Genomic DNA, 24,768 nt, shown 5'->3' on the forward strand with positions numbered 1-24,768 from the left:
TCATCTTCCTGTGGGTATGGGTCCCGGATCGGCGCTCCGCTTCGCTACGCTTGTCCGGGACGACAGCGGAGGTCGAGGCTCGGGCCTCGGCACCTAAACCACGATACTCAACCTTTTCGCCGCCCGCGTGATGCCTGTGTACAGCCACCGCGCCCTTGAGTCCTGGAACGCAAAGCTCTCGTCGAACAGCACGACGTCGTCCCATTGCGAGCCCTGCGACTTGTGCACGGTCAGCACGTAGCCGTAGTCGAACTCGTCATAGGGCTTGCGCTGCTCCCAGGCGATCTGCTCGACGCCGCCCTCGAAGCAATCGGCGCGCACCGAGACCTTGGTCACCTTGTGGCCGAAATCCTCGTCCGGCGACAGCCGCATGCTGAGGATGCGCGATTTCGCGCGCGAGGTGTTGCGCGACTTCACGCGCCATAGCCCGCCGTTGAACAGGCCCTTCTTGCGGTTGTTGCGCAGGCATACCAGCTTGTCGCCGGCGACCGGGAAGACGTCCTCGATGTTCTGGCGCTGGCGCACCCGCATGTTGTAGGCGCGCCTGGTGTTGTTGCGGCCGACCAGCACCTGGTCGGCGCCCATGACCCTGTCAGGATCGAGCTCCTTGCGCGACACCACCTCGCTCTCGCCGTAGCGGCCGATGTCGAGCTCGCGTCCCTCGCGCACGTCCATCGACATCCGCACGATCGGATCGTCCTGCGCCTGGCGGTGCACCTCGGTCAGCATCGCGTCCGGTTCGGTGTTGGTGAAGAAGCCGCCGCCCTGGATCGGCGGCAGCTGCGCGGGATCACCCAGCACCAGCAGCGGGCAGTCGAACGACATCAGGTCGCGGCCCAATTCGGCGTCGACCATCGAGCATTCGTCGATCACGATCAGCTTCGCCTTCGAGGCCGGCGCGTCGTCCCACAATTCGAAGCTCGGCTGCTCCTCGCCGGATTCGCGGGCGCGGTAGATCAGGGAGTGGATGGTGGAGGCATCGTCGCACCCCTTGTTGCGCATGACGAGGGCGGCCTTGCCGGTGAAGGCGGCGAACTTCACCTCGCCGTCGACGCCGTCGGCGATGTGCCGCGCCAGCGTGGTCTTGCCGGTGCCGGCAAAGCCGAACAGACGGAAGATCGGCGGCGTGCCATTGCGGCCCGGCTTGGCCTTCAGCCAGTCGCCGACGGCCTTGAGAGCGGCATCCTGATGCGGTGTGAAACTGGCCATATCTGTCTTGAGGAAGGGCGAAAAGGCGGCGATTCGCTACGCCCCAAGTTAATCATTCGACCCCCGCTTTCAAGCCGGATGCAGCAGCGAAGATCGAGGCGTCAGCGGGCGGTCGTCAGCTTCCGCTGGCCCGCCTCGCGGCCGTAAATCCGCCTCGTCACGTCGCAGGTGAAGGCGAAGTAAACGCCTTGCCCGGTTTGCGCAATTTCGTGCGGCAAACGACCCGCAGGTTAATCGTTGCTTGCGCGCGTTCGCGACGCCGGTTGATCTAGCGCAATGCAACATGGACAGCGCGAACCTATGGTCCGCAGCGGTGACAACGGCGTCGACCGAGATGTGCCCGATGGGGCGCATTCTCCTGGAAAATTCCTCAACACGGGTCTGCCCGTGAGGATTCGGATATGCCGAGACCAATGTCGCGACGCTCACTATTCTCTGCCGTTCTGCCTTTCGCATCCGGCCGCGACGCGCTTGCGCCGCGCGTGAACGAGTCGTGCCCCGAACAGGTGGCGACCGTCTCCAGCGCGAGCGCCTGCGTCGAAAGACACGGCGTGGTCTGCCGTCGCTGCGTCGAAGCCTGTGAGCATTCCGCCATCCGCATTCTCGCGCGCGAGAAGCTCGGCGCCGTCATCGATGCCGCGGCCTGCACCGGCTGCGGCGACTGCATCCCGGTCTGCCCGGTCGAAGCCATCGCGCTCGCGCCGCGGGACCGGATCGCGCTGGTATCCGAACTTGCAAACCTGGTCGTGCACAATGGCTGAGGCCACCAACATCTGCGGCGTTGCCGTCTATCTCGCACCGGATGCCGCGGACGGTCTGACGGACCGGATCCTGGCGTTGCCCGGCGTCGAGCTCGAGGCCGCATCCGGCGAGAACCGGCTTGCGCTGACCGTCGTCGATACGCCGGCCTCGCTGGCGATCGACCAGATCGCCGCGATGCATCGCCTGCCCGGCGTCGTCAGTGCCTCGCTGATCTTTCACGCCTTCGATGCGCCCGACGACGAGAGCGCGATCGAGACCGAGCCGGCCGCCTGCTGCGGCGGCCTCTGCCAGAATTCCGGCGCGCACGCGCGCCCTTCCGCAATTTGAGATTCGTTGAGCCGGAGAGACCGACGATGGTTACGAAGTTGACGAACGGAAATGAAGCCACGGCGACCCGCCGCGATGCGTTGAAGGCAGCCGCAGCGGTTGCTGCCGCCTCGACCATCGGTGTGACGCTGCCGGATGCGGCGATCGCGCAGCCGGGGAAGACCGACGGCATCCGCTGGGACAAGGGCGTATGCCGCTTCTGCGGCACCGGCTGCGGCGTGATCGTCGGCACCAAGAACGGCAAGGTCGTGGCGACGCAAGGAGATCCCGATGCGCCGGTCAATCGCGGCCTCAACTGCATCAAGGGCTACTTCCTGTCCAAGATCATGTACGGCGAGGACCGGCTGACCCAGCCGATGCTGCGCATGAAGAACGGCAAGTTCGACAAGAACGGCGAGTTCGCGCCGATCTCGTGGGACGACGCCTTCAAGCTCATGGCCGAGAAATGGAAGACCGCGTTGAAGGCCGGTGGTCCCTCGACCGTCGGCATGTTCGGCTCGGGCCAGTGGACCATCTGGGAAGGCTACGCCGCCGCCAAGCTCTACAAGGCCGGCTTCCGCTCCAACAACCTCGATCCGAATGCGCGCCACTGCATGGCCTCGGCCGTCACCGGCTTCATGCGCACCTTCGGCATCGACGAGCCGATGGGCTGTTACGACGACATCGAGCATGCCGATGCGTTCGTGCTGTGGGGCTCGAACATGGCGGAGATGCATCCGATCCTGTGGTCGCGCCTGACCGACCGCCGTCTGACCCATGAGGGCTGCGAAGTCCACGTGCTCTCCACCTTCGAGCACCGCTCGTTCGAGCTCGCCGACAATCCGCTGGTGTTCACCCCGCAGAGCGACATGGCGATCCTCAACTACATCCAGAACTACATCGTCAACTCCGGTGCGACGAACAAGGACTTCGTCGAGAAGCACGTCGAGTTCGCATCGACCGTGACCGACATCGGCTACGGATTGCGGCCGACGCACGCCCTCGAGATCAAGGCGCTCAACGCCTCGCACAAGGCCGGCAAGGACGGCGCGCTCGATCCGGCCGGGTTCAAGGACAAGATCGGATTCGACGAGTACAAGAGGCTGCTCGAGCCCTATACGCTCGACTATGCTCACAAGATGTCGGGCGTGCCGAAGGAGAATCTCGAGCGGCTCGCAAAGCTCTATGCCGATCCCAAGAAGAAGGTCGTCTCCTACTGGACGATGGGCTTCAACCAGCATGCACGCGGCACGTGGGTCAACAACATGATCTACAACGTGCACCTCTTGATGGGTAAGATCTCGGAGCCCGGCAACGGCCCGTTCTCGCTGACCGGCCAGCCCTCGGCCTGCGGCACCGCGCGCGAGGTCGGCACCTTTGCCCATCGCCTGCCGGCCGATCTGGTCGTCACCAACCCGAAGCACCGCGAGACGGCCGAGAAGGTGTGGCAGCTGCCCGAGGGCACCATCCCGGGCAACATCGGCTACCATGCCGTGCTGCAGAACCGGATGCTGAAGGACGGCAAGCTCAACGCCTATTGGGTCCAGTGCAACAACAACATGCAGACGGCCCCGAACATGAATGAGGAGGGCTATCCCGGTTATCGCAATCCGGCTGCCTTCGTCGTCGTCTCCGATCCCTATCCGACCGTGACCACGCTGGCTGCGGACCTCATCCTGCCGACGGCGATGTGGATGGAGAAGGAGGGCGCCTATGGCAATGCCGAGCGGCGCACCCAGTTCTGGCGCCAGCAGGTGAAGGCGCCGGGCGAGGCGCGCTCCGATCTCTGGCAGGTGATGGAGTTCTCCAAGTACTTCAAGATCGAGGACGTGTGGCCGGAGGAGCTGATCGCCAAGAAGCCGGAGGTGCGCGGCAAGACGCTGTTCGACGTGCTCTACGCCAACAGCGAGGTGAACAAGTTCCCGATCACCGAGTGCCAGAAGGGTTTTGACAATTCGGAGAGTGCCGCATTCGGCTTCTACGTGCAGAAGGGCCTGTTCGAGGAATACGCCAAGTTCGGCCGCGGTCACGGCCACGATCTGGCGGATTTCGAGCAGTATCACCAGGCGCGCGGCCTGCGCTGGCCGGTCGTCAGCAACAAGGAGACGCTCTGGCGCTTCCGCGAGGGCTACGATCCCTACGTCAAGCCGGGCGAGGGCGTGTCGTTCTACGGCAAGCCGGACAAGAAGGCGCGCATCATCTTCTGTCCGTTCGAGCCGGCGGCCGAAACGCCCGACAAGGAGTTCGATCTGTGGCTGTGCACCGGCCGCGTGCTGGAGCACTGGCATTCCGGCTCGATGACGCGCCGCGTCCCCGAGCTGCACCGTGCCGTGCCGGCCGCGACGCTGTTCATGCATCCGGACGACGCGGCCGAGCGCAAGCTGTTGCGCGGACAGCCGGTGAAGATCCAGACGCGGCGCGGCGAGGTGGTCACGCGGGTCGAGACCAAGGGCCGCAACAAGCCGCCGCGGGGCCTCGTCTACTTCCCGTTCTTCGACGAAAGCCAGCTCGCCAACCAGCTCACGCTCGATGCGACCTGTCCGATCTCGAAGGAGACCGACTTCAAGAAGTGCGCCTGCCGCGTGACGTCGGCCTAAACCCTCGATGGACGAGCCATGTCGGATTCCAGCTCAGGCATCCCGCGCGATCCGCGCCGCCGCAAGGCGCTGCAGGATATGACGCGTTTCGGCGGCGGCGCAGCCGTCGCCGCAACGATGCTGACGGCATTCGGCGTGTCCTCGCGGGCCAAGCCAGCGCAGACGCTGCGGCCGCCGGGTGCGCTGCCCGAGAAGGATTTTCTGGCGGCCTGCGTCCGTTGCGGCCTGTGCGTTCGCGACTGTCCTTACGACACCCTGAAGCTGGCGGACTGGGCCGACGGGCCCGCGATGGGAACGCCGTTCTACGTCGCCCGCAACGTGCCTTGCGAGATGTGCGACACCATTCCCTGCGTCAAGGCCTGCCCGACCGGCGCGCTCGAGCATGCGCTGACCGACATCGCGAAGGCCAAGATGGGCGTCGCGGTGATCACCAGCCGCGAGACCTGCCTCAATCTGCAGGGCTTGCGCTGCGACGTCTGCTATCGGGTCTGTCCGGCCATCGACAAGGCGATCACGCTCGAGGTCTCGCACAATGCGCGCACGACCAAGCACGCGATCTTCGAGCCGGTCGTTCACGCCGAGTCCTGCACCGGCTGCGGCAAGTGCGAGAAGTCCTGCGTGCTGACCGATGCCGCGATCAAGGTGCTGCCGATCGAGGTGGCCGCGCTGAAGCAGGATGCGCACTACAAGCGCGGCTGGGAAGAGAAGTCCAGGGCCGGCGGAGCCCTGGTCGACGCGCCGCTCAAGCTGCCGGTGCGCAGACCCGAGGGAGGCACGCCATGACGGCGAATGCCAGGCCTTATGTCGAAGCGCGCGCGGTCAAGGGACTTTGGGCCGCCTCGCGGTTTCTGGTGCTGCGGCGGGCGAGCCAGCTGTTCTTCCTCGCGCTGTTCCTGTCGGGACCGCTTCTGGGCGTCTGGATCGCCAAGGGCACGCTGGCCTCGTCGATGACGCTCGGCACGCTGCCCCTGACCGATCCCTTCGTCTTGCTGCAATCGCTCGCGGCGCGCCATTGGCCCGAGGGCCTCTCGGTGATCGGCGCCGCGATCGTGCTCGCCGCCTATCTGCTGTTCGGCGGCCGGACCTATTGCTCCTGGGTCTGCCCGGTCAATCCGGCGACCGATCTTGCTGCCTGGCTGCGGCGGCGGCTGGGCATCACCTTCACGGCCAAGATCCGCCCGGAGCTCAGGCTCTATTTCGTCGGCGCGGTGCTCGCGGCCTCCGCACTATCAGGGTCGATCGCCTGGGAGCTGATCAACCCGGTGACGGCGCTGCATCGCGCGCTGGTGTTCGGTCTCTGGTTCGGCGCCGGCGGCACCGCGGCGATCTTCGTGTTCGATCTCCTCGTCGCCAGGCACGGCTGGTGCGGTCATCTCTGTCCCGTCGGCGCGTTCTACGGCCAAATCGGCAAGGTCGCGCTGCTGCGCGTCACCGCCGACAACCGTGCCGCCTGCAACGACTGCATGGATTGCTTCGCCGTCTGTCCGGAGCCGCATGTCATCGGCCCCGCGCTCAGGGGCGAGCGCAGCGGCGCCACGCCGGTCATCATTGCGGGCGATTGCACGCTCTGCGGAGCCTGCATCGACGTCTGCTCCAAGCAGGTCTTTCATCTCGGTCTGCGCGGCCGCAATGCGGCGCGTCCGGACCCCTCCATGACCGCGCCATCGCCAGCGGCGCGCGTCGTCTCTTCCCAGCCGGCCGTCCTTGAAAGGGACCTCCCATGACGTTTGTTCGACTGATTCCGTTGATCGCGGCGGCGGCCGTCGCCGTCGCAGTTGCAATTCCGTTCGCGGTGTCGGGCCCGCTTGCGCAGGAGGCCAAGCAGCCCAAGGCGCTGCGCGAGGCCCCGCTGACCGAGATGTCGGCGCCGCCCGACGTGACCAAGCAGTCGGTGCCGGCGAGCGGCTTCGAGCGCGCCTATCGCCAGCAGCCGCCGCTGATCCCCCACAAGATCGACGGCTACCAGATCACGACGGAGAACAACGCGTGCATGGGCTGCCACGACTGGCCCGGCAATACGCGCGTCAACGCGCCGAAGATCTCGGAGACGCATTACGTCGACCGCCAGGGCGTGCGGCTCGATAAGGTCGCCGGCACGCGTTACTTCTGCCAGCAATGCCACGTGCCGCAGGCCGACGCGAAGCCGCTGGTCGGCAACATCTTCCAGAACGCGACGCAGGCGAAGTGAGGCTGACATGCAGGACACCAGCACTTCTGCCGCCGTCGCAGCAGCGCAGCCGGGTCGCCTGAAACGGCTGTGGCGATGGTTCTTCTCGCCGACCGCGCGCTACGCCTGGGGACTGATCGCCATCGTCGCATTCGCCGGCGGCGTCCTGTTCTGGGGCGGCTTCAACTGGGCGATGGAGCTGACGAACAACGAGCAGTTCTGCATCTCCTGTCACGAGATGAAGGAAAACGTCTATCTCGAATACCGCAACACGGTTCACTATTCGAACCGCACCGGCGTGCGCGCCAGCTGTCCGGATTGCCACGTGCCGAAGGAATGGAGCCACAAGGTCGTCCGCAAGATCCAGGCCTCGAACGAGGTGCTGCACAAGATCCTCGGCACCATCGGCACGCCCGAGAAGTTCAACGCCCACCGCATCGACCTTGCCAAGAGCGTGTGGCGCGGCATGAAGACGACGGATTCGCGTGAGTGCCGCAACTGCCACAAGTTCGACCACATGGAGTATGCGGTGCAGGAGCCGCGCGCCTCCAAGCTGCACCAGACCGCGTTCGCGCAGGGGAAGACCTGCATCGATTGCCACCAGGGCATCGCGCACAAGCTGCCGCCCAAGGCGCAGGAGGGATATCGCGATATGCTCGAGCATATCGACGAGGTCGGCCCCGTGCAGCGCATGATCGACTTCCTGCAGGATGCCGACGTCGCCAAGGCGAAGGCGGCGAGGTGATGGACATGCTTCAGCAATCCCGCGATACGGCGGATAGCGCGCCCCGGCCTTCCGCCGCCGTCAGCGTTGCCCTGGTCTATGATTCGGGCCCGGCCGTGAACCGGTGGTTCGCCGGTCTCGTCACCGAGCTTCGCGGCTCGGGCAAGAGCCTGGCCGGCCTGATCCAGGAGGACGTGCCGCAGCCGGGTCGCACACGCTGCGACATGGTTCTGCACGAGCTCGCCACCGGCCGGTCGATGTCGATCTCCGAGGATCTCGGCGCAGGTGCGACCTCCTGCCGTCTGTCCACGCCGCGCCTGCTCGAAGCGGCGCAACTGGTCGAAGCCCAGCTCGCCGACGCCGAGATCGTGTTTCTCAACAAGTTCGGCAAGGCCGAGGCGGAAGGCGGAGGGCTGCGCGACCTGATTGCCCATTGCATCGAGTCCGGCAAGAGCCTCGTGATCGGCGTTCCCAGCGGCAATCAGCAAGCCTGGACCGATTTCTGCGGCGAGTATTTCAGGACGGTCGCGGCAACGCCGGAGCCGAGCCAGGAGGCGATCGCGGCTCTTGCAGCTCTGCTCGGTCAGCCCAAGACTGGTAGCGCGAAGGCCGGCAGCGAGCAGCTACACGTGGCCTGAGGCCGCCTCCCGGCTCGTCCCACCGGACCGGCGGGCGCCATTGCTCCCGCTGGTTCAAGCGGGGGCGGAAGCGCTATTGCCAGCCGGGAACGCCGCGCATGTCGGGCAGCTTGTGGGCAATGCCCTTGTGGCAATCGATGCAGGTCTTCTCGCCGCTGAACAGGTAGCGCTGATGCGCAACCGAGGCCCGCGGCGACTGCTTCGTGATGTCCATGGAATCCGCGCTGTGGCAGTTGCGGCATTCCAGTGAATCGTTGGCCTTGAAGCGCGCCCATTCATGCGCGGCCAGCTCGAGCCGGTGATCCATGAATTTCTCGCGGGTGTCGATCGTGCCGAAGATCTTGCCCCAGACTTCCTTGGACGCCTGCATCTTGCGCGCGATCTTGTCGGTCCAGTTGTGCGGCACGTGGCAGTCCGGACAGGTGGCGCGGACACCGGAGCGGTTGGAGAAGTGGATGGTGGACTTCAGCTCCGCATAGACGTTGTCCTTCATTTCGTGACAGCCGGTGCAGAACTTTTCGGTGTTGGTCAGTTCCAGCGCGGTGTTGAAGCCGCCCCAGAAGATGACGCCCGCCACGAAGCCCGCGAGCACGAGCGTGCCGAGCGCGAACACAGAGCTCGGGCGCCTCAGCACGCCCCAGAGCTCGAGCACAAAGCTCCAGGTTCGCGCGATGAAGCCGCGCCTGGGCTTGGACTCCTCCGTGGTCGCGCTCATCGGCGGCCACCGGGGCTTGCGCGCGAGAGCAGCGTGTCGATGTCGACGAAGTCGTTGCTCACGGGCGGATTGGCGGTGTTCTGCGGCACGTGACACTCCGTGCAGAAGAAGCGACGCGGCGAGATCGAGGCCAGGAACTGGCCGTCGCGGTCCATGAAGTGGGTGATCGAGACCATCGGCGCCTGCGACTCCGCCGTGCGCGCGCGGGCATGGCAGGACAGGCACTTGTTGCCGTTGAGGTCGATCTGGTAGCCGTCGATCGTATGCGGGATCACCGGCGGCTGCTCCGGGTAGTTGCGCGTCTCCTTCTCGGAGGTGTTGCGGTTCGGCAGCATCGTCGGCGCCGGCCCTTCGTCGTTAAGCGGGGTCGGGCCGCGCAGGCCTGAATTGAGCGTCTGCGCGGTCAGCGCGCTCGCCCCCGCGGCAATCGCGAGCGCCAGCACGGCAATGCCAAGTCGCTTCATCATGGCTCACACCCGCTCGATGCGCACGGCGCATTTCTTGTAGTCGGTTTGCAGCGAGATCGGATCGGTGGCGTCCAGCGTCACCTTGTTGATCAGCTTGGATTCGTCGAACCACGGCACGAAGACCAGCCCACGCGGCGGCCGGTCGCGGCCGCGTGTCTCGACACGGGCGCGGATGAAGCCGCGCCGCGAGACCACCTTCACTTCGTCGCCGCGACGGAACTTGGCCTCCTGCGCATCGTCCGGGTGCATGAAGCACACGGCCTCGGGGAAGGCCTTGTAGAGCTCGGGCACGCGGCGCGTCATGGTGCCGGAATGCCAGTGCTCCAGCACGCGGCCGGTCGAGAGCCAGAACGGATATTCGCCGTCGGGCGATTCCGCCGGCGGCTCGTAGGGCAGGGCGAAGATGCGCGCCTTGCCGTCCGGATAGCCGTAGAACTGCACGTCGGTGCCCTGCTTGACGTAGGGGTCGCTGCCCTCGCGGAAACGCCATTTGGTTTCCTGGCCGTTGACGACAGGCCAGCGCAGGCCGCGCTCGCGGTGATAGGTCTCGAACGGCGCGAGGTCGTGGCCGTGGCCGCGGCCGAACGAGGCGTATTCTTCGAAGAGTCCCTTCTGCACGTAGAAGCCGAATGCTTTGGATTCCTCGTTGGCGTAGCCCTCCTCGATCTCGGAGGTCGGGAATTTGTCGACCTGGCCGTTCTTGTAGAGCACGTCGAACAGGGTCTTGCCGCGAACCTCGGGTTTCTTGGCGATCAGCTCCTCGGGCCAGACCTCCTCGATCTTGAAGCGCTTGGAAAACTCCATGAGCTGCCAGAGATCGGACTTCGCCTCGCCGGGCGCGTTGACGAGCTGGTGCCAGAACTGCGTGCGCCGCTCGGCGTTGCCGTAAGCGCCCTCCTTCTCCACCCACATCGCGGTCGGCAGGATCAGGTCGGCGGCCAGGGCCGTCACCGACGGATAGGCGTCCGAGACCACGATGAAATTGTCGGGATTACGGAAGCCCGGATAGGTCTCCTCGTTGGTGTTGGGGCCGGCCTGGAGATTGTTGTTGACCTGCACCCAATAGGCGTTGATGAGGCCGTCCTTCAGCATCCGGCTCTGCAACACGGCATGTGCGCCGGGCTTGTCGGGAATGGTGCCCTCGGGCAGCAGCCAGAGATGCTCGGCGTGGTCGCGGTGCTGCTTGTTGGTCACCACCATGTCGGCGGGGAGGCGGTGCGAGAAGGTGCCGACCTCGCGCGCGGTGCCGCAGGCGGAGGGCTGCCCGGTCAGCGAGAACGGGCTGTTGCCGGGCGAGGAGATCTTTCCGGTCAACAGATGGATGTTGTAGACGAGGTTGTTGCACCAGACGCCGCGGGTGTGCTGGTTGAAGCCCATGGTCCAGAACGAGACCACCTTGGTCTTCGGGTCGGCATAGAGCTCGGCCAGCGCCTCGAGGCGGTTCAGCGGCACGCCGGACATCTCCGCCGCTTTCTCCAGCGTGTAGTCCGAGACGAACTTGACGAATTCGTCGTAGCTCATGTCGGTGGAGTCATTGGCCTTCGCCGCACCCGTCGCCTTCTTCTGCAGCGGATGCTCGGGCCGCAGGCCGTAGCCGATGTCGGTCTGGCCGCGCCTGAAGATGGTGTGTGCGGCGACGAAGTCCTTGTGGACCCGGCCGGTCTTGATGATGTGATGGGCGATGGCGTTGAGAATGTAGAGGTCGGTTTGCGGCTTGAACACCATGCCGATGTCGGCGAGGTCGAACGAGCGGTGCTCGAAGGTCGAGAGCACGGCGACGCGGACATGCGGCGCCGAGAGCCGGCGGTCGGCGAGGCGCGTCCACAGGATGGGGTGCATCTCCGCCATGTTGGAGCCCCACAGCACGAAGGCGTCGGTCGCCTCGATGTCGTCGTAGCAGCCGGCCGGCTCGTCGATGCCGAAGGTGCGCATCATGCCGGCGACGGCCGAAGCCATGCAGTGCCGCGCGTTGGGATCGATGTTGTTGGTGCGGAAGCCGGCCTTGAACAGTTTCGAGGCGGCATAGCCTTCCCAGATCGTCCACTGGCCCGAGCCGAACATGGCGACGCCGTTCGGTCCGCGCTTCTTCATCGCCTCCTTCCACTTCACCTCCATGATGTCGAAGGCTTCGGTCCAGGACACGGGCGTGAACTCGCCGTTCTTGTCGTATTTGCCGTTCGCCTTGCGCAGCATCGGCTGCGTCAGGCGGTCGTGGCCGTACATGATCTTGGAGAGGAAATAGCCTTTGACGCAGTTGAGGCCGCGATTGACCTCGGCCTTGATGTCGCCGTGGGTCGCGACCACGCGGTTGTCCTTGGTGGCGACCATCACGGAGCAGCCGGTGCCGCAGAAGCGGCAGGCGGCCTTGTCCCATTTCAATTCGCTCGCCTCCCGCTCGGCGGCGAGATTGGCGGCGAGCGCCGGGACCGGCATGCCGGCAGCGGCGGCCGCGATCGCGGCAGCCTCCAGCTTCAGCATCTGGCGGCGGTCGAGCTTTGGCGATGTCATGATGGCTCTCCCGGTCTTTAGGCGGTTTCGATGGCGTGGAAGACGAGCGCCGCGGAATAAACGTGTCGCAGGGATTGGATGGTGTTGAGCATGGTGCCGAGGCTGCCGGCGTCCAGCGCCTCGGCCACGACCACGAGCTTGCCACGCACGTCGCGGCCGTAAATCTCGCAGCCCGCGAGGGCGGTGATGTCGGCTTCGACGTCGGCGAGATGCTCGGGGCGCGCCTGCACCACGATACTGGCAATCTCGCCCCCGGGCGGGGGCACGATGCGGTCGGCGCCGAGCACCTGTCCCGTGATCAGCGCGCGACGGTTGAGTTTGGCTTGGGCCATATGCCTGCCTTTCTGGATATCAATGCGGGGTCGGAGGCGGGCCGGGCGGGCCCGCGAACATCTGGTAGATCCACACGGCCAGCCCGTAGCTGCCGACGGTCCCGACCGCGAGGACGGGCATCACGACCGCCGTCAGGAACAGGAACGCGAAGATCTCCATGCGCCGTTGGCGCAAACGCCCAGTCGTGTCGTCGCCGGGGGCCGGCATATCCGGTCTCTCTCTTGCAGTGCCTAAGATCTTGACGGCTTACGGCCGTCGCTCCGTGAACTTGTCAAACTATATCGCCGGAGACCGCCGATTCTGACATGGATCAATGCGCCTTGCATCAACTAAGTCGTCGCATTTCGCATGGCTGATTCGAGCCCGTGATGGCGAGCAGCCATGGACAGCGCGACCCCGCTCATTAAGATGCCATTAACAACAATAATCGCGGGAGAACGACGCCATGAAGTTCGGCATCTTCTACGAGCTGCAACTGCCGCGGCCCTGGGTGGCTGGCGACGAGCTCGCCCTGTACCAGAACGCGCTGACGCAGATGGAGCTTGCCGACAAGCTCGGCTACGACCATGCCTGGGTGGTCGAGCATCACTTCCTCGAGGAATATTCGCACTCGCCGTCACCGGAATCCTTCCTCGCTGCAGCAAGCCAGCGCACCAGGAACATCCGGCTCGGGCACGGCATCCTGCAGCTCACCACCAATCATCCGGCGCGCGTTGCCGAGCGTGTCGCGGTGCTCGATCTGCTCTCTAACGGCCGCTGCGAGTTCGGCATGGGCGAGAGCGCCTCGATCACCGAACTCACGCCGTTCGGCCGCGACATGGAGACCAAGAAGGAAGTGTTCGAGGAAGCCGTTGCCGCGATCTTCCCGATGTTCAAGGACGCGGGCAGCGAGCATCACGGCAAGTATTTCGATATCCCCCTGCGCAACGTCGTGCCAAAGCCGGTGCAGAAGCCGCATCCGCCGTTGTGGATGGCGTGCTCGCAACTGCCGACCATCGAGCGTGCCGGCCGTCACGGCTTTGGCGCGCTCGGCTTCCAGTTCGTCAGCGCCGACGCCGCGCATGCCTGGGTGCACGCCTATTACAACGCGATGACCAAGCGGCTGCATAAACTGGCGGACTACCAGATCAACCCGAACATGGCGCTGGTCTCGTTCTTCATGTGCGCCAAGACCGACGAGGAGGCGCGCGCCCGCGCCGACGGCGCCACCTTCTTCCAGTTCGCGCTGCGCTTCTACGGTGCCTCGCAGAACCGCCAGCGGCCTGCGCCCTACACCGTCAACATGTGGGACGAGTACAACAAGTGGAAGCGCGACAATCCTGAAGCGCAGGAGGCGGCGCTGCGCGGCGGCCTGATCGGCTCGCCGGAGACGATCCGCAGGAAGCTGAAGCGCTTCCAGTCCTCGCATATCGACCAGGTCATCCTGCTCAACCAGGCCGGCAAGAACAGCCACGAGCACATCTGCGAATCGCTGGAGCTGTTCGGCCGCGAGGTGATGCCGGAGTTCCAGAACGACCCGGCGCAGGCAGCCTGGAAGCAGGGCGTGATGAGTGGCGAGATCAAGCTGGAGGAGATCGACACCGAGGCCTTTACGGACCGCTACGGCAAGCTGGCGATCAGTGTCGCCCCGGCGAAGGCGGCGGCGGGGTAGGGGGCTCCGTTGCCAAAGCACCGGATCTACACGACCAGCTTCGCCAGCGTTTACCCGCTCTATGTTGCGAAGGCGGAGAAGAAAGGGCGCTCGAAGGCCGAGGTCGATCAGATCATCTCTTGGTTGACGGGTTATGGTCCGAAGGAGCTGCAAGTCCAACTGGAAGGACAGACGGATTTTGAGACCTTCTTTGCAGAGGCCCCTGCAATCAACCCCTCGCGCGCCCTCATCAAAGGCGCGGTGTGTGGCGTTCGAGTGGAGGACATCAAGGAGCCAACGATGCGGGAAATCCGTTACTTGGATAAGCTGATCGACGAACTGGCCCGGGGAAAGACAATGGACCAGATTCTGCGAAGAAAGTGATTTCGAGCGGCTACCGTCCATTCGGCTCAGCGACGTTCGCGCAATCTGCCACGCAGAGCGGCCTTCCGGCGCGCCGCCATTGCTGGTAGACCACGTCAAAAGCGACAGGGAGAAGACGATGCGCCCTTGCGGGACGTCCACAACTGCAGCGGCAGGCGATATCGCGCCCGCGGTGCTCGCCATCGGCCGCTCCGATTTCCCAAAAGTCCTGATCGACACGCTGCGCCGCCACGCCGATGTCGGCCATTGCATGGTGTTCGCGCTGAGCCGTGCCGGTGCCGCGACCTGCCTGCTCGATGCCGGCAACATCCCGATCGGCGGCGATCTCGGCGCGGCCTATGCCGGGCACTTCCATGAATCCGATCCCAACCGCGATGCGCTGTTCGAAGGCGAGGGCCCTGCGCCGATCATGCTGCCGTCGTTCGCGCCGCGCATGTATGGTGCGCGCTACCGCAAGATCTTCTTCCACGAGTCCGGCATCGTCGACAAATGCGCGACCGCGATCTGGACCGGCGGCACCTGCTTCTATGTCAATTTCTACCGCATCACGGCCCAGGGCCGTTTCAGCGCCGCCCAGCGCGAGCGGCTCCAGGCGATCGCACCGGCGATCGGCGCCAGCGTCGCCCGTCATTTCCAGCAGACCGCGACCGCGACGCCTGACCAGAACCTCGCCACATTGTTCGCCACGCGCGCGCCGCTCTCCACGCTGACACCGCGTGAGCAGGAGGTCTGCCGTCGCATCCTGCTCGGTTTCAGCTCCGAGGCAATCTCGCAAGAACTCGGCATCAGCCTGCATTCGACCCTGACCTACCGCAAGCGCGCCTATCAGCGGCTCGGCATCTCCTCGCAGAACGAATTGTTTTCGATCGTGCTGGGTCTGCTCGCGGGGCCTCACGGCCTGAACTGAGGGCAGTATCAAGCGGTATCCCATTCTTGATGTCGCCGAACAAGAATTCCGCGTTAACCATCGCCAACGGTTCCCGTCTGCGCGGCATCGCTTCGAAGTTTCTTAAATTTTGCTGGGTACCTCTTCAGGCACAGTGACCCCTGGAGAAAGATATGGCTAAGCGGGCCAAGGCCAAACGTGGGAAGGCGGAGACGCTCGCAATCTCGATGGCCGCGAGGGTTGCAATTTGCGCCGTGGCCGTCGCCGCGTTGGGGTACGGTTTGCTGTCCGGCCAGGCGGGCGTGCAGCCGGTACGGAAGCCGCCCGCACAGGAAGCCCGGGCATCGTCGTCTCCTGTCTACGTGGCGCCTCCAGTTCATGCCGCAGCGGCGGTTCCGGCCCCGGCTGCAGCTCCGATTCCGGCACCGGTTCCGGCGCCTCTGGCCGAACCGCCCAAAGCCGACGCTGATGCTCCTGGAGCATTGGTGCGGCAGGTGGTCGACTATGCCAGCCGCCAGGCACCGGGCACGGTCATCATCGATACCGGAAACACATTCCTCTATTTCGTCCTGAACGACAGGCAGGCGATGCGCTACGGCATCGGTGTCGGCCGCGAAGGTTTCACGTGGTCCGGTGAGCAGACCGTGGCCCGTAAAGCCGAATGGCCGGATTGGCATCCGCCCGTGGAGATGGTCTCGCGCCAGCCTTATCTGCCGCGCTTCATGGCAGGTGGTCCCGGCAATCCGCTCGGCGCCCGCGCAATGTATCTCGGGGAGACCGAATATCGCATTCACGGCACCAACAACCCCGCTACGATCGGCAAGCGCGTTTCGTCCGGCTGCATCCGGCTCACCAATGACGACGTCACGGACCTCTATGAACGGGTGAAGGTCGGCGCGAAAGTGATCGTGCTTCCGGCAAGCGCTGCCCGCCGGCCGTCCCCGGGCGCGCCCGACGCCGCGTCCCGGTCGCCGGACCCGGCACCGCCGTCGAGCCGCCCCTCGGCTGCCAATGCGCAGATGCTGCCATCTGGACCAAGGATCGCCGAGGCGCGATAGCTCAGTTTGTCCCTATCGCTAGGGACAGACGCCGGCCGCGGAGTTCGCTAGTCTGGCCTGAAGGATACGACAATCCGGGGAGGCCGCTTTGAGCACCGCGCCGCGCATCGACATCGACCCGGTCGCGTTCTGGGCCGATCCCTATCCGATGCTCGCGACAATGCGGAAAGAAGCGCCGATCGCGTTCGTGCCGCAGCTCGGCTCGACCCTGCTGACCAGCCGCGACGACATCTCGATCTCCGAGAAGCAGATCGACGTGTTCTCCTCGCACCAGCCCGCCGGCCTGATGAACCGGCTGATGGGCCACAACATGATGCGCAAGGACGGCGAGGCGCACCAGCTCGAGCGCCGCGCGATGTTTCCGACGGTGTCGCCGAAGACGGTGAAGGCGCATTGGACCGCGCTATTCCAGGCCCATGCCGACCGCATCCTCGACGCGATCGCGCCGGGGCGGATCGACTTCATGCGCGACTTCGCGCTGCCGTTCTCCGGCGAATGCCTGAAGTCGATCACCGGCCTCACCAATATCGGCTTTGGCGACATGGACGCGTGGTCGCAAGGCATGATCGAGGGCATCGCCAACTATGCCGGCGATCCCGCCGTCGAGGCGCGTTGCCATGCCGCGACGTCGGGCATCGACGCTGCGATCGACGACATCCTGCCGGTGATCACGAAGAACCCGGACCAGAGCATCCTCGGCGTGCTCGTGGCCTCCGGCATGCCGATGGACAGCGTGCGGGCAAATGTCAAACTCGCGATCTCAGGCGGCCAGAATGAGCCGCGCAAGGCCATCGCCGGCACGGTCTGGGCGCTCCTGACCCATCCCGAGCAGCTCGATCTGGTGCGCAAGGGCAAGGTGACCTGGCTCGAGGCGTTCGAGGAATATGCCCGCTGGATCTCGCCGATCGGCATGTCGCCACGGCGTATCGCCAAGCCGTGGAGCATCCGCGACGTTTCGTTCGAGCTCGACGAGCGTGTGTTCCTGATGTTCGGCTCCGCCAATCGCGACGAGAGGCATTTTGAGCGCGCGGATCAGTTCGACGTGCGGCGTGATACGACCAAGAGCGTCGCGTTCGGCGCCGGCCCGCATTTTTGCGCCGGCGCATGGGCCTCTCGCGCCATGATCGCCGACGTCGCGCTGCCGACCGTGTTCGCACGCGCCAGGCTTCTCGAGATCGCCAACGACGAGCCGGTGCGGGTGGGCGGCTGGGCGTTTCGCGGACTGCAGAATCTGCCGGTGACATGGCATTAGCCGGGACCAGATCCGTGCGGCTCTCACATTCGCGTGCAGAAAAAATCCCTCTGCATCATCGCGGCAGCTTGAAAGATTAATCATGCGCGCTGCCGCACGCGCAGTGCTCGCATCGCTATTTTTCCGCACGTCTCGACAGCTTTGACAACCCGCACCATCATTCCTGAAACGTGAATGATGACGGCCGCACGCGGCCGGGAGTGTGGAATGCAGCGTCGTGACTTTCTCAAGCTCTCCATCGGAACCGCAGCCGCCGCTGCGCTCGCCTCGCCTGCGATCGCGCAAGGCGCGGTGAAGGAAATTCGTGTCGGCTACCAGAAGAACGGCGTGCTGGTCATCACGCGCCAGCAGGCCGCGCTGGAAAAACATTTCACGCCCCTGGGCATCGAGGTGAAGTGGGTCGAGTTCTCCTCGGGCCCGCCGATGATGGAGGCGATGAATGTCGGCAGCGTCGATTACGGCGCGGTCGGTGATTCCCCGCCGGTGTTCGCGCAGGCCGCGGGCGCCGCGATCGTCTATGCCGCGGGCCAGCCCATCACCAACGGCCAGGGCATTCTGGTGCCAAAGGATTCGCCGATCCGCGCGATCGGTGAGCTGAAAGGCAAGCGTGTCGGCTTCACCAAGGGCTCCAGCGCGCACAACATCGTGGTGCAGACGCTGGAGAAGGCGGGCCTCACCTATGCCGACATCACACCGGTCTATCTGACGCCGCCGGACGCAGGCCCCGCCTTTGCCAATGGCAGCATCGAGGCCTGGGCGATCTGGGATCCGTACTTCGCGATCGGTGAGACCAAACAGAGCGGCCGCATCCTGATCAACGCGCGCGAGGTCACCAAGACCAATTCCTTCTACATCGCCAACCGCGATTTCGCGAAGAACCACGGCGCGATCCTGCAGCAGATCGTCGACGTCACCACCGCGACCGCCAGATGGGCCGAGCAGCATCGCGACGAGGTCGCGAAGTCTCTCGCCGCGGTGACCGGCATTCCGCTGGAGATCCAGACCATCGCGGCGAACCGGTCGTCCTTCGTCGTCGGGCCCGTCACCGATGACATCGTCGCGACCCAGCAGGGCGTCGCCGATCGCTTCTACAAGCTCGGCCTGATCCCGAAGCCGATCGCGATCCGCGACATCGTCTGGCGCAACCCGGCAGCCTGATCGTGCCGACCAGCCTTTCCACACACAGGGGTTTGAACATGAGGCGTATCATCCAGCGTCTGATCGCGGCCGTCGTGCTGTCGATCGGCATCGTCGCCGCCGCGGTCGGCACGTCCTACGGTCAGGACAAGGTGGTCCGCATCGGCTACCAGAAATACGGCAAGCTGGTGCTGCTCAAGAGCAAGGGCACACTCGAGCCGAAGCTCGCCGCCGACGGCTACAAGGTGGTGTGGACCGAATTCCCCTCCGGCCCGCCGCTGCTCGAAGCCCTTAATGTCGGCGCGATCGATTTCGGCAACACCGGCGAAGCCCCGCCGATCTTCGCGCAGGCCGCCGGCGCGCCGATCCAGTACGTCGCCTATGAGCCACCGGCGCCGAAGGGCGAGGCGATCCTGGTGCCAAAGGACAGTCCGCTGAAGTCGGTCGCCGACCTCAAAGGCAAGAAGGTCGCGCTCAACAAGGGCTCTAACGTCCACTACCTCCTGGTCAAGGCGCTGGAGAAAGCCGGCGTGAAATATTCGGAAGTTGAGCCCGTGTTCCTCGCACCCGCCGACGCGCGCGCCGCCTTCGAGCGCGGCGCGGTCGATGCCTGGGTGATCTGGGATCCGTTCCAGGCGGCGGCGGAGGCGGCCACCGGCGCGCGCACGCTCGCTGACGGCACCGGCATCGTCGCCAACTATCAGTTCTACTTTGCCTCGAAGAAATTCCTCGGTGCCAATCCTGAGATCGTCGACGTCGTGCTCGCCGAGCTCAGCACGGTCGACGACTGGGCCAAGGGCGACATCCATGCGGTGGCCGAGCAGCTTGCTCCGGCGATCGGATTGTCGGTGCCCGTGGTCGAGGTGGCGTTGAAGCGACAGTCCTACGGCATCAAGCCGATCACGGATACCGTCATCGCCGACCAGCAGCAGGTGGCCGACGCGTTCTTCGCGCTGGGCCTGATTCCCAAATCCATCAAGATCTCCGATGTGGCTCGGAAGTCAGGATCGTGAGCAAGGTCATGAGCAAGCAACCCAACACCAACATTCTCTGGTTCCTGCCGACCCACGGCGACGGCCGCTATCTCGGCACCGGCGTCGGCGGCCGTGAGGTCAATTTCAACTATCTGCGTCAGATCGCGCAGGCCGCCGACCAGCTCGGCTATTTCGGCGTGCTGCTGCCGACCGGGCGGTCCTGCGAGGATTCCTGGATCGTCGCCTCCGCAGTCGCACCGTTCACCGAACGGCTGCGTTACCTCGTGGCTGTCAGGCCCGGCCTGCAATCGCCGAGCGTTGCGGCGCGCATGACCGCGACGCTCGATCGCGTCACGGGCGGCCGGCTGCTCGTCAACGTCGTCACCGGCGGCGATCCCGTCGAGAACAAGGGCGACGGCATCTTCCTCGGCCATGACGAGCGCTACGAGGTCACCCGCGAGTTCCTGGGCGTCTATAGCGACCTGCTCGCCGGCAAGACGGTCAATGTCGAGGGCAAGCACATCCATGTCGAGGGCGGCAAGCTGCTGTTTCCGCCGGTGCAGTCGCCGCGCCCGCCGCTCTATTTCGGCGGACCAACGAGGAGGCCTGGGGTGCCGCGAACGAGCTGATCAGGCATGTCAGCGACGACACCATCGCGCTGGCGCAGAAGAACTTTGCCCGCATGGACTCCGTCGGCCAGCAGCGCATGGCGCAGCTTCACGGCGGCAAGCGCGACAAGCTCGAGATCGCCCCGAACCTGTGGGCCGGCGTCGGCCTCGTGCGTGGCGGCGCCGGCACGGCGCTGGTGGGCGACGCCGAGACGGTGGCGGCCCGGATCAGGGAGTATCAGGAGATCGGCATCGATACCTTCATCATGTCGGGCTATCCGCATCTGGAGGAGGCCTATCGCTTCGCCGAGCTGGTGTTCCCGCTGCTCTCGCTGGAGCAGCCCTCCAACGTGACGAAGCTGCACTTCAACGGCGGTCCGTTCGGCGAGACGGTCGGCAGCGACTTCCGTCCGCAACATCGGGTGTCGCAGTCATGAGCGTGATCGACAGCGTTTCACTTCCGCGCAGCTTTCGTTTGCCGCGGATCGACGGCCTGATCCAGTGGATCGTGCCGCTCGCCATCATCGCGATCTGGCAGGTCGCCAGCGTGACCGGCTTCGTGCCGACGCGGGTGCTGCCGGCCCCGAGCGACGTCCTGCTCGCCGGCTGGAAGCTGCTGCTCTCCGGCGAGCTCGTCCGCAACATCTGGGTCTCGTTCTGGCGCGCCTCGATCGGTTTCCTGATCGGCGGCAGCATCGGCTTCGCGTTCGGCCTCGCCAACGGCCTGTCGCAGCTTTCGGCAAAACTCACCGACACCACGTTGCAGATGGTGCGCAACGTGCCGCATCTGGCGCTGATCCCGCTGGTCATCCTGTGGTTCGGCATCGACGAGAGCGCAAAACTGTTCCTGGTGGCGCTGGGCGTGTTCTTCCCGATCTACCTCAACACGCTGCACGGCATCCGCACCGTCGATCCGCAGCTGGTCGAGATGGGCCGCATCTACGGCATGACCGACGGCGAATTGTTCCGCCGTGTGATCTTCCCGGGCGCGCTGCCGTCGATCTTCGTCGGTATCCGCTTCGCGCTCGGCATCATGTGGCTGACCCTGATCGTCGCCGAGACCATCGCGGCGTCATCGGGCCTCGGCTACATGGCGATGCAGGCGCGCGAGTTCATGCTGATCGACGTCGTCGTGCTCTCGATCCTGATCTACGCCCTGCTCGGCAAGCTCGCCGACAGCGCCTCCCGCGTGCTGGAGCGTTTGACGCTCTCCTGGCACCCCGCCTTCCAGAAAAATTGAGCAGAGATACTGGGAATCACATGCAGACAGCCGTTCGTAGCTCCCTTCCGGAAACCGAGCTCGCCAGCCGCGCCAATTTTGCGCCTCACGCGCGCGTCGTGCGCGAGGCGCAAAGCACCGGCCTGCCGCTCAGCATCCGGGGCTTGCGCAAATCCTTCGGTAGCAACGAGGTGCTGCGCGGCATCGATTTGCACATTCCCGCCGGCCAGTTCGTCGCCATCGTGGGAAAAAGTGGTTGCGGCAAGAGCACGCTGCTGCGCCTCATCGCGGGCCTCGACAAGATCGACGCCGGCAGCATCAGCTTCGGCCAGGACATTCAGCCCGAGGACATCCGCGTCATGTTCCAGGAGCCGCGGCTTCTGCCCTGGGCGCGGGTGCTGGCCAATGTCGAGGTTGGCCTCGGCCGCGATCGTGCCTCCGCCGATGCCCATGCGCGCGCCGAGAAGGCCTTGAGCGAGGTCGGCCTTGCCGACAAGCGCGACCAGTGGCCGTCGGTGCTGTCGGGCGGCCAGAAGCAGCGCGTCGCGCTCGGCCGTGCGCTGGTTTCCCGTCCGCGCGTGCTGGCCTTCGACGAGCCGCTTGGTGCGCTGGATGCGCTGACCCGGATCTCGATGCAGCGCCTTTTGGAGCGTGTCTGGCGCGACCAGGGCTTTACTGCGATTTTGGTGACCCATGACGTCGCCGAGGCCGTGGCGCTGGCGGACCGGGTGCTGGTGATCGAAGAGGGCCGCATCGCCCATGATGTCGTGGTTCACGCAGGCCGGCCGCGCCAGCGCGGCTCGGCCGAGCTTGCGGGTCTGGAGGGCTCGATCCTGAGCCACCTGTTGTCGGCGGACGATCGTACCTAGATACAAGGGAACCCCGTCTCGGGGACCATGCCATGAATGTAGTGCCTCGCGATCTCATGACTGAAATCCCCATCTCGTCCGCCGATTTCCGCGGCGCCATGCGCCATCTCACCGGCGGCGTCAGCGTCATCACGGCCGGGCGGGGCAAGGACATCACCGGCATGACGGTGACCTCGGTGACCTCGCTGTCGGTCGAGCCGCCGACGCTGCTGGTCAGCATCAATCGCGACGCCTCGTCCTTCCCCTTGATCCGGCGCCACGGCGCTTTCGGCGTGAACATCCTCAACGCCGACCAGCTCGACGTCGCCGAACGCTTTGCCGGCAAGGACGGGCTGAAGGGCGCTGACCGTTTCACGGGCGCCAAATGGGTGACGGCGGTCTCGGGCGTTCCGCTGCTCGTCGGCGCGCTGTCGGCCTTCGATTGCGAGGTCGAGGAGATCGTGGAGCGACATTCGCACGGCATCGTCATCGGCCGTGTCAGGAACGTCAGGAATTCCACCCGCAACGCGGCGCTGGCCTATTGGCATGGCCAGTACGTGGCGGTCGACCAGGACGAGGACGCCGCGAGGCTTGCGGACGTGAGCGTTCCCGCGCGCGGCCGGCGCGGCCTTTGATCGCGCGGGTGGCCGGCGCGGAAGGCTGGCCTTTTCCCCGTCATCGCTCTAGAAGCGCCTGAGCCTCCCGCCGGGACGGCAATGGAGCGGATCGATGAAGCGCGTCGCGACCTGGGCGTTCTATGCCATCGGCGCGCTGGCGATCGCCTATCTCGCGCTCTACGCCTACGCGATGTTCTCGGGCCAGCCCGTGATCATCCCCGGCGATCCCATCCACATCTTCCGCAAGCCGGACGCGCCGAGTTATTCGTAGACACTCGGGAGGTTTCGTAGGGTGGGCAAAGGCGCACTTGCGCCGTGCCCACCATCTCGTTCCAATTGCCGTCAAATCGTGGGCACGCTTCGCTTTGCCCACCCTACGGCACCTGCATTCATCCCCTCAAAATCGCCAGCGCCAGCGCTTGCGCGCGCGGCACGATGCTGTCGATATCGAGATACTCCTCCGGCGTGTGCGCGAGGCCGCCGACCGGCCCGAGGCCGCAGATGGTCGGCGTGCCCACGGCGGCGGTGAAGCCGGAATCGGCGCAGCCGCCGGAGAACTCGCCCTGGAGCGTGGTGAGGCCGGCCTCTCTTGCAGCCGCCTGGTAGTTCTCGAACAGCGCCTTCGAATCCGCGCTCTGCACCACGGGCACGAACTCGCCCTTGATGGTCAGCGTCGCACGCGTGCCCGGCACGTAAGACGTTGCGACGATGGTCTCGATCGTGTCCATCACCCGCGCACGATCCGCGGGATCGACATAGCGCAGGTCGATCTGGCCCTCGGCGTAAGGCGCCGTGGTGTTGACGGACTGTCCGCCCGAGACCAGGCCGACATTGAGCGTGATGCCCTTGTCGAGATCCGTGAGCGCGTGGATCTGCACGATCTTGTGCGCGAGCTCGCCGATCGCGCTGACACCCGCGGCGAAATTGGCGCCGGAATGCGCGGCTTTGCCGGTGATGCCGAGATGCATGAAGATGCCGCCCTTGCGGCCCGTCACGACGTTGCCGGTGGGGCGGCCCGGCTCGGAATTGAACACGGCGCGGGCGGAGCGGCCTTCACGCTCGATCACGGGCCGCGAGGAGGGCGAGCCGATCTCCTCGTCCGAGGTGATCAGCAGCTTGATCGGATGCGGGTTGCCGCCGAATTTGTGGAAGGCGGTCGCGACGAAGATGTTCATGACGACGCCGGACTTCATGTCGGCGACGCCAGGCCCATAGGCGCGGCCGTCCCTGATCGTGAACGGGCGCCGCTCCGCTTCACCCTTGCCGAACACGGTGTCGCGGTGTCCCATCAACAGCACCGGCTTCTCGTTGCTGCCGGGCTTGGCCACCTCGGCATGGATCGCGTCGCCGAAGGCGTCGTGGCTCTCGCGCCGGAACGGAATGCCATGCTCGGCAAAATGCCGCTCGAACCGCGCACCGACCGCATCGACGCCCTCCTTGTCGTAGGAGCCGGAATCGATGTTCACGACATCGCGAAGCAGATCGATCATCGCCTGCCGCTGCGATGCCAGCCAGTCCGTGATTTGAGATTGAGACATGTTTACCCTCGTGGTTCTCACGCGGGGTTATAGGGCTTCGCATGCGTGCGACCTAGTCGGAGAACGCGGTGCGGCCATGTCCATCGCTGTCGTCCCCGCGAACGCGGGGACCCATACCGCGGAATCTATCGACTGAAGGCGATAGAGGTACCGAACGACGAATCTTCGCCAAACTCCCCCCTGGCGTAATG

The 24,768-nt window shown here is 65.3% G+C and carries 25 protein-coding genes and 2 pseudogenes; 20 read left to right on the forward strand and 7 right to left on the reverse strand.

The genetic code is table 11. The features are described from left to right. Nucleotides 1–93 precede the first annotated feature (93 nt). Nucleotides 94–1,209, reverse strand: a complete 1,116-nt coding sequence (locus tag CIT37_RS09600) for an ATP-dependent DNA helicase (RefSeq protein ID WP_028140233.1) — start codon at nt 1,207–1,209, stop codon at nt 94–96. Nucleotides 1,210–1,691: 482 nt separating this feature from the next. Between CIT37_RS09600 and CIT37_RS09605 the strand changes: the two genes are divergently transcribed. From CIT37_RS09605 to CIT37_RS09640, 8 genes are read left to right on the forward strand one after another with little or no spacing between them, the layout of a single operon-like run. Continuing rightward, a complete protein-coding gene (locus CIT37_RS09605) occupies nt 1,692–1,970 on the forward strand; it encodes a 4Fe-4S dicluster domain-containing protein (RefSeq protein WP_157158058.1) in 279 nt (92 codons plus the stop codon). Next, complete coding sequence (locus tag CIT37_RS09610; RefSeq protein WP_049801838.1) at nt 1,963–2,298, forward strand: chaperone NapD; 336 nt, start codon at nt 1,963–1,965, stop codon at nt 2,296–2,298. The genes CIT37_RS09605 and CIT37_RS09610 overlap by 8 nt, the downstream gene beginning before the upstream one ends. 26 nt (nt 2,299–2,324) lie before the next feature. Beyond that, on the forward strand, nt 2,325–4,874 hold the full coding sequence (napA, locus tag CIT37_RS09615) for a nitrate reductase catalytic subunit NapA (RefSeq protein ID WP_038948467.1): 2,550 nt from the start codon (nt 2,325–2,327) through the stop codon (nt 4,872–4,874). Nucleotides 4,875–4,892: 18 nt separating this feature from the next. Next, nucleotides 4,893–5,657, forward strand: a complete 765-nt coding sequence (gene napG, locus CIT37_RS09620; protein ID WP_095426634.1) for a ferredoxin-type protein NapG — start codon at nt 4,893–4,895, stop codon at nt 5,655–5,657. Next, nucleotides 5,654–6,598, forward strand: a complete 945-nt coding sequence (napH, locus tag CIT37_RS09625; RefSeq protein ID WP_095426633.1) for a quinol dehydrogenase ferredoxin subunit NapH — start codon at nt 5,654–5,656, stop codon at nt 6,596–6,598. Before napG ends, napH begins: the two co-directional genes overlap by 4 nt. After that, entirely contained in the window at nt 6,595–7,062 is a 468-nt protein-coding gene (locus CIT37_RS09630) for a nitrate reductase cytochrome c-type subunit (protein ID WP_038970850.1), read from the forward strand. Before napH ends, CIT37_RS09630 begins: the two co-directional genes overlap by 4 nt. Nucleotides 7,063–7,069: 7 nt before the next feature. Continuing rightward, complete coding sequence (locus CIT37_RS09635; protein WP_063711736.1) at nt 7,070–7,786, forward strand: NapC/NirT family cytochrome c; 717 nt, start codon at nt 7,070–7,072, stop codon at nt 7,784–7,786. Between the two features lie 5 nt (nt 7,787–7,791). Next, nucleotides 7,792–8,403 (forward strand): DUF2478 domain-containing protein, encoded by a 612-nt coding sequence (locus tag CIT37_RS09640; protein WP_161966361.1) that lies wholly within the window; start codon nt 7,792–7,794, stop codon nt 8,401–8,403. Between the two features lie 73 nt (nt 8,404–8,476). Here CIT37_RS09640 and CIT37_RS09645 read toward each other — a convergent pair whose 3' ends face one another. Genes CIT37_RS09645 through napE form a run of 5 tightly spaced genes read right to left on the reverse strand, consistent with a single transcriptional unit; the run spans nt 8,477 to nt 12,633 of the window. Continuing rightward, nucleotides 8,477–9,118, reverse strand: a complete 642-nt coding sequence (locus CIT37_RS09645; RefSeq protein WP_028140229.1) for a NapC/NirT family cytochrome c — start codon at nt 9,116–9,118, stop codon at nt 8,477–8,479. Continuing rightward, a complete protein-coding gene (locus CIT37_RS09650; RefSeq protein WP_028140228.1) occupies nt 9,115–9,585 on the reverse strand; it encodes a nitrate reductase cytochrome c-type subunit in 471 nt (156 codons plus the stop codon). The genes CIT37_RS09645 and CIT37_RS09650 overlap by 4 nt, the downstream gene beginning before the upstream one ends. Before the next feature lie 3 nt (nt 9,586–9,588). Continuing rightward, nucleotides 9,589–12,093, reverse strand: coding sequence for a nitrate reductase catalytic subunit NapA (gene napA / locus CIT37_RS09655; protein WP_095426631.1), 2,505 nt, complete (start codon nt 12,091–12,093; stop codon nt 9,589–9,591). A 17-nt stretch (nt 12,094–12,110) separates the two neighbouring features. Further along, a complete protein-coding gene (locus tag CIT37_RS09660; protein ID WP_028140226.1) occupies nt 12,111–12,425 on the reverse strand; it encodes a chaperone NapD in 315 nt (104 codons plus the stop codon). Between the two features lie 19 nt (nt 12,426–12,444). Continuing rightward, on the reverse strand, nt 12,445–12,633 hold the full coding sequence (napE, locus tag CIT37_RS09665; RefSeq protein ID WP_028140225.1) for a periplasmic nitrate reductase, NapE protein: 189 nt from the start codon (nt 12,631–12,633) through the stop codon (nt 12,445–12,447). A 238-nt stretch (nt 12,634–12,871) separates the two neighbouring features. Here napE and CIT37_RS09670 point away from each other — a divergent pair, with 238 nt between their 5' ends. The 12 genes and pseudogenes from CIT37_RS09670 to CIT37_RS09725 all read left to right on the forward strand — a co-directional run bounded on the left by CIT37_RS09670 (nt 12,872) and on the right by CIT37_RS09725 (nt 23,310). After that, a complete protein-coding gene (locus CIT37_RS09670) occupies nt 12,872–14,077 on the forward strand; it encodes an LLM class flavin-dependent oxidoreductase (RefSeq protein WP_028140224.1) in 1,206 nt (401 codons plus the stop codon). A 9-nt stretch (nt 14,078–14,086) separates the two neighbouring features. Then, the gene (locus tag CIT37_RS09675; protein ID WP_028140223.1) at nt 14,087–14,440 is read left to right on the forward strand and encodes a DUF2200 domain-containing protein; all 354 of its coding nucleotides are present in this window, start codon (nt 14,087–14,089) and stop codon (nt 14,438–14,440) included. Nucleotides 14,441–14,558: 118 nt separating this feature from the next. Continuing rightward, nucleotides 14,559–15,347 carry a helix-turn-helix transcriptional regulator gene (locus CIT37_RS09680; RefSeq protein WP_038970848.1) on the forward strand — a complete coding sequence of 263 codons (789 nt, stop codon included), beginning with the start codon at nt 14,559–14,561 and terminating at the stop codon, nt 15,345–15,347. 152 nt (nt 15,348–15,499) lie between these two features. Next, nucleotides 15,500–16,384: a L,D-transpeptidase gene (locus CIT37_RS09685; protein ID WP_095426630.1), complete on the forward strand. Its 885-nt coding sequence runs from the start codon at nt 15,500–15,502 to the stop codon at nt 16,382–16,384. 88 nt (nt 16,385–16,472) lie between these two features. Further along, nucleotides 16,473–17,636: a cytochrome P450 gene (locus CIT37_RS09690; RefSeq protein ID WP_095426629.1), complete on the forward strand. Its 1,164-nt coding sequence runs from the start codon at nt 16,473–16,475 to the stop codon at nt 17,634–17,636. 207 nt (nt 17,637–17,843) lie between these two features. Beyond that, nucleotides 17,844–18,794 (forward strand): sulfonate ABC transporter substrate-binding protein, encoded by a 951-nt coding sequence (locus CIT37_RS09695; RefSeq protein WP_028140219.1) that lies wholly within the window; start codon nt 17,844–17,846, stop codon nt 18,792–18,794. Between the two features lie 38 nt (nt 18,795–18,832). After that, nucleotides 18,833–19,786: a sulfonate ABC transporter substrate-binding protein gene (locus CIT37_RS09700; protein ID WP_095426628.1), complete on the forward strand. Its 954-nt coding sequence runs from the start codon at nt 18,833–18,835 to the stop codon at nt 19,784–19,786. Between the two features lie 8 nt (nt 19,787–19,794). Then, nucleotides 19,795–20,792, forward strand: a pseudogene (locus CIT37_RS09705) (LLM class flavin-dependent oxidoreductase). Further along, on the forward strand, nt 20,789–21,595 hold the full coding sequence (ssuC, locus tag CIT37_RS09710; RefSeq protein ID WP_038970845.1) for an aliphatic sulfonate ABC transporter permease SsuC: 807 nt from the start codon (nt 20,789–20,791) through the stop codon (nt 21,593–21,595). Before CIT37_RS09705 ends, ssuC begins: the two are co-directional and overlap by 4 nt. A 212-nt stretch (nt 21,596–21,807) precedes the next feature. After that, nucleotides 21,808–22,443 (forward strand): annotated as a pseudogene (locus CIT37_RS09715) (ABC transporter ATP-binding protein); the annotation flags it as partial. 32 nt (nt 22,444–22,475) lie between these two features. Then, nucleotides 22,476–23,057, forward strand: coding sequence for a flavin reductase family protein (locus CIT37_RS09720; protein ID WP_038970844.1), 582 nt, complete (start codon nt 22,476–22,478; stop codon nt 23,055–23,057). A gap of 94 nt (nt 23,058–23,151) precedes the next feature. Further along, nucleotides 23,152–23,310 (forward strand): hypothetical protein, encoded by a 159-nt coding sequence (locus CIT37_RS09725; protein ID WP_018318398.1) that lies wholly within the window; start codon nt 23,152–23,154, stop codon nt 23,308–23,310. 118 nt (nt 23,311–23,428) lie between these two features. Here the strand turns inward: CIT37_RS09725 and CIT37_RS09730 are convergent, their stop codons facing one another. Beyond that, entirely contained in the window at nt 23,429–24,577 is a 1,149-nt protein-coding gene (locus CIT37_RS09730; protein WP_038948485.1) for a M20 family metallopeptidase, read from the reverse strand. Between the last annotated feature and the right edge of the window lie 191 nt (nt 24,578–24,768).

The organism is Bradyrhizobium ottawaense (genome assembly GCF_002278135.3).
Lineage (GTDB): Bacteria > Pseudomonadota > Alphaproteobacteria > Rhizobiales > Xanthobacteraceae > Bradyrhizobium > Bradyrhizobium ottawaense.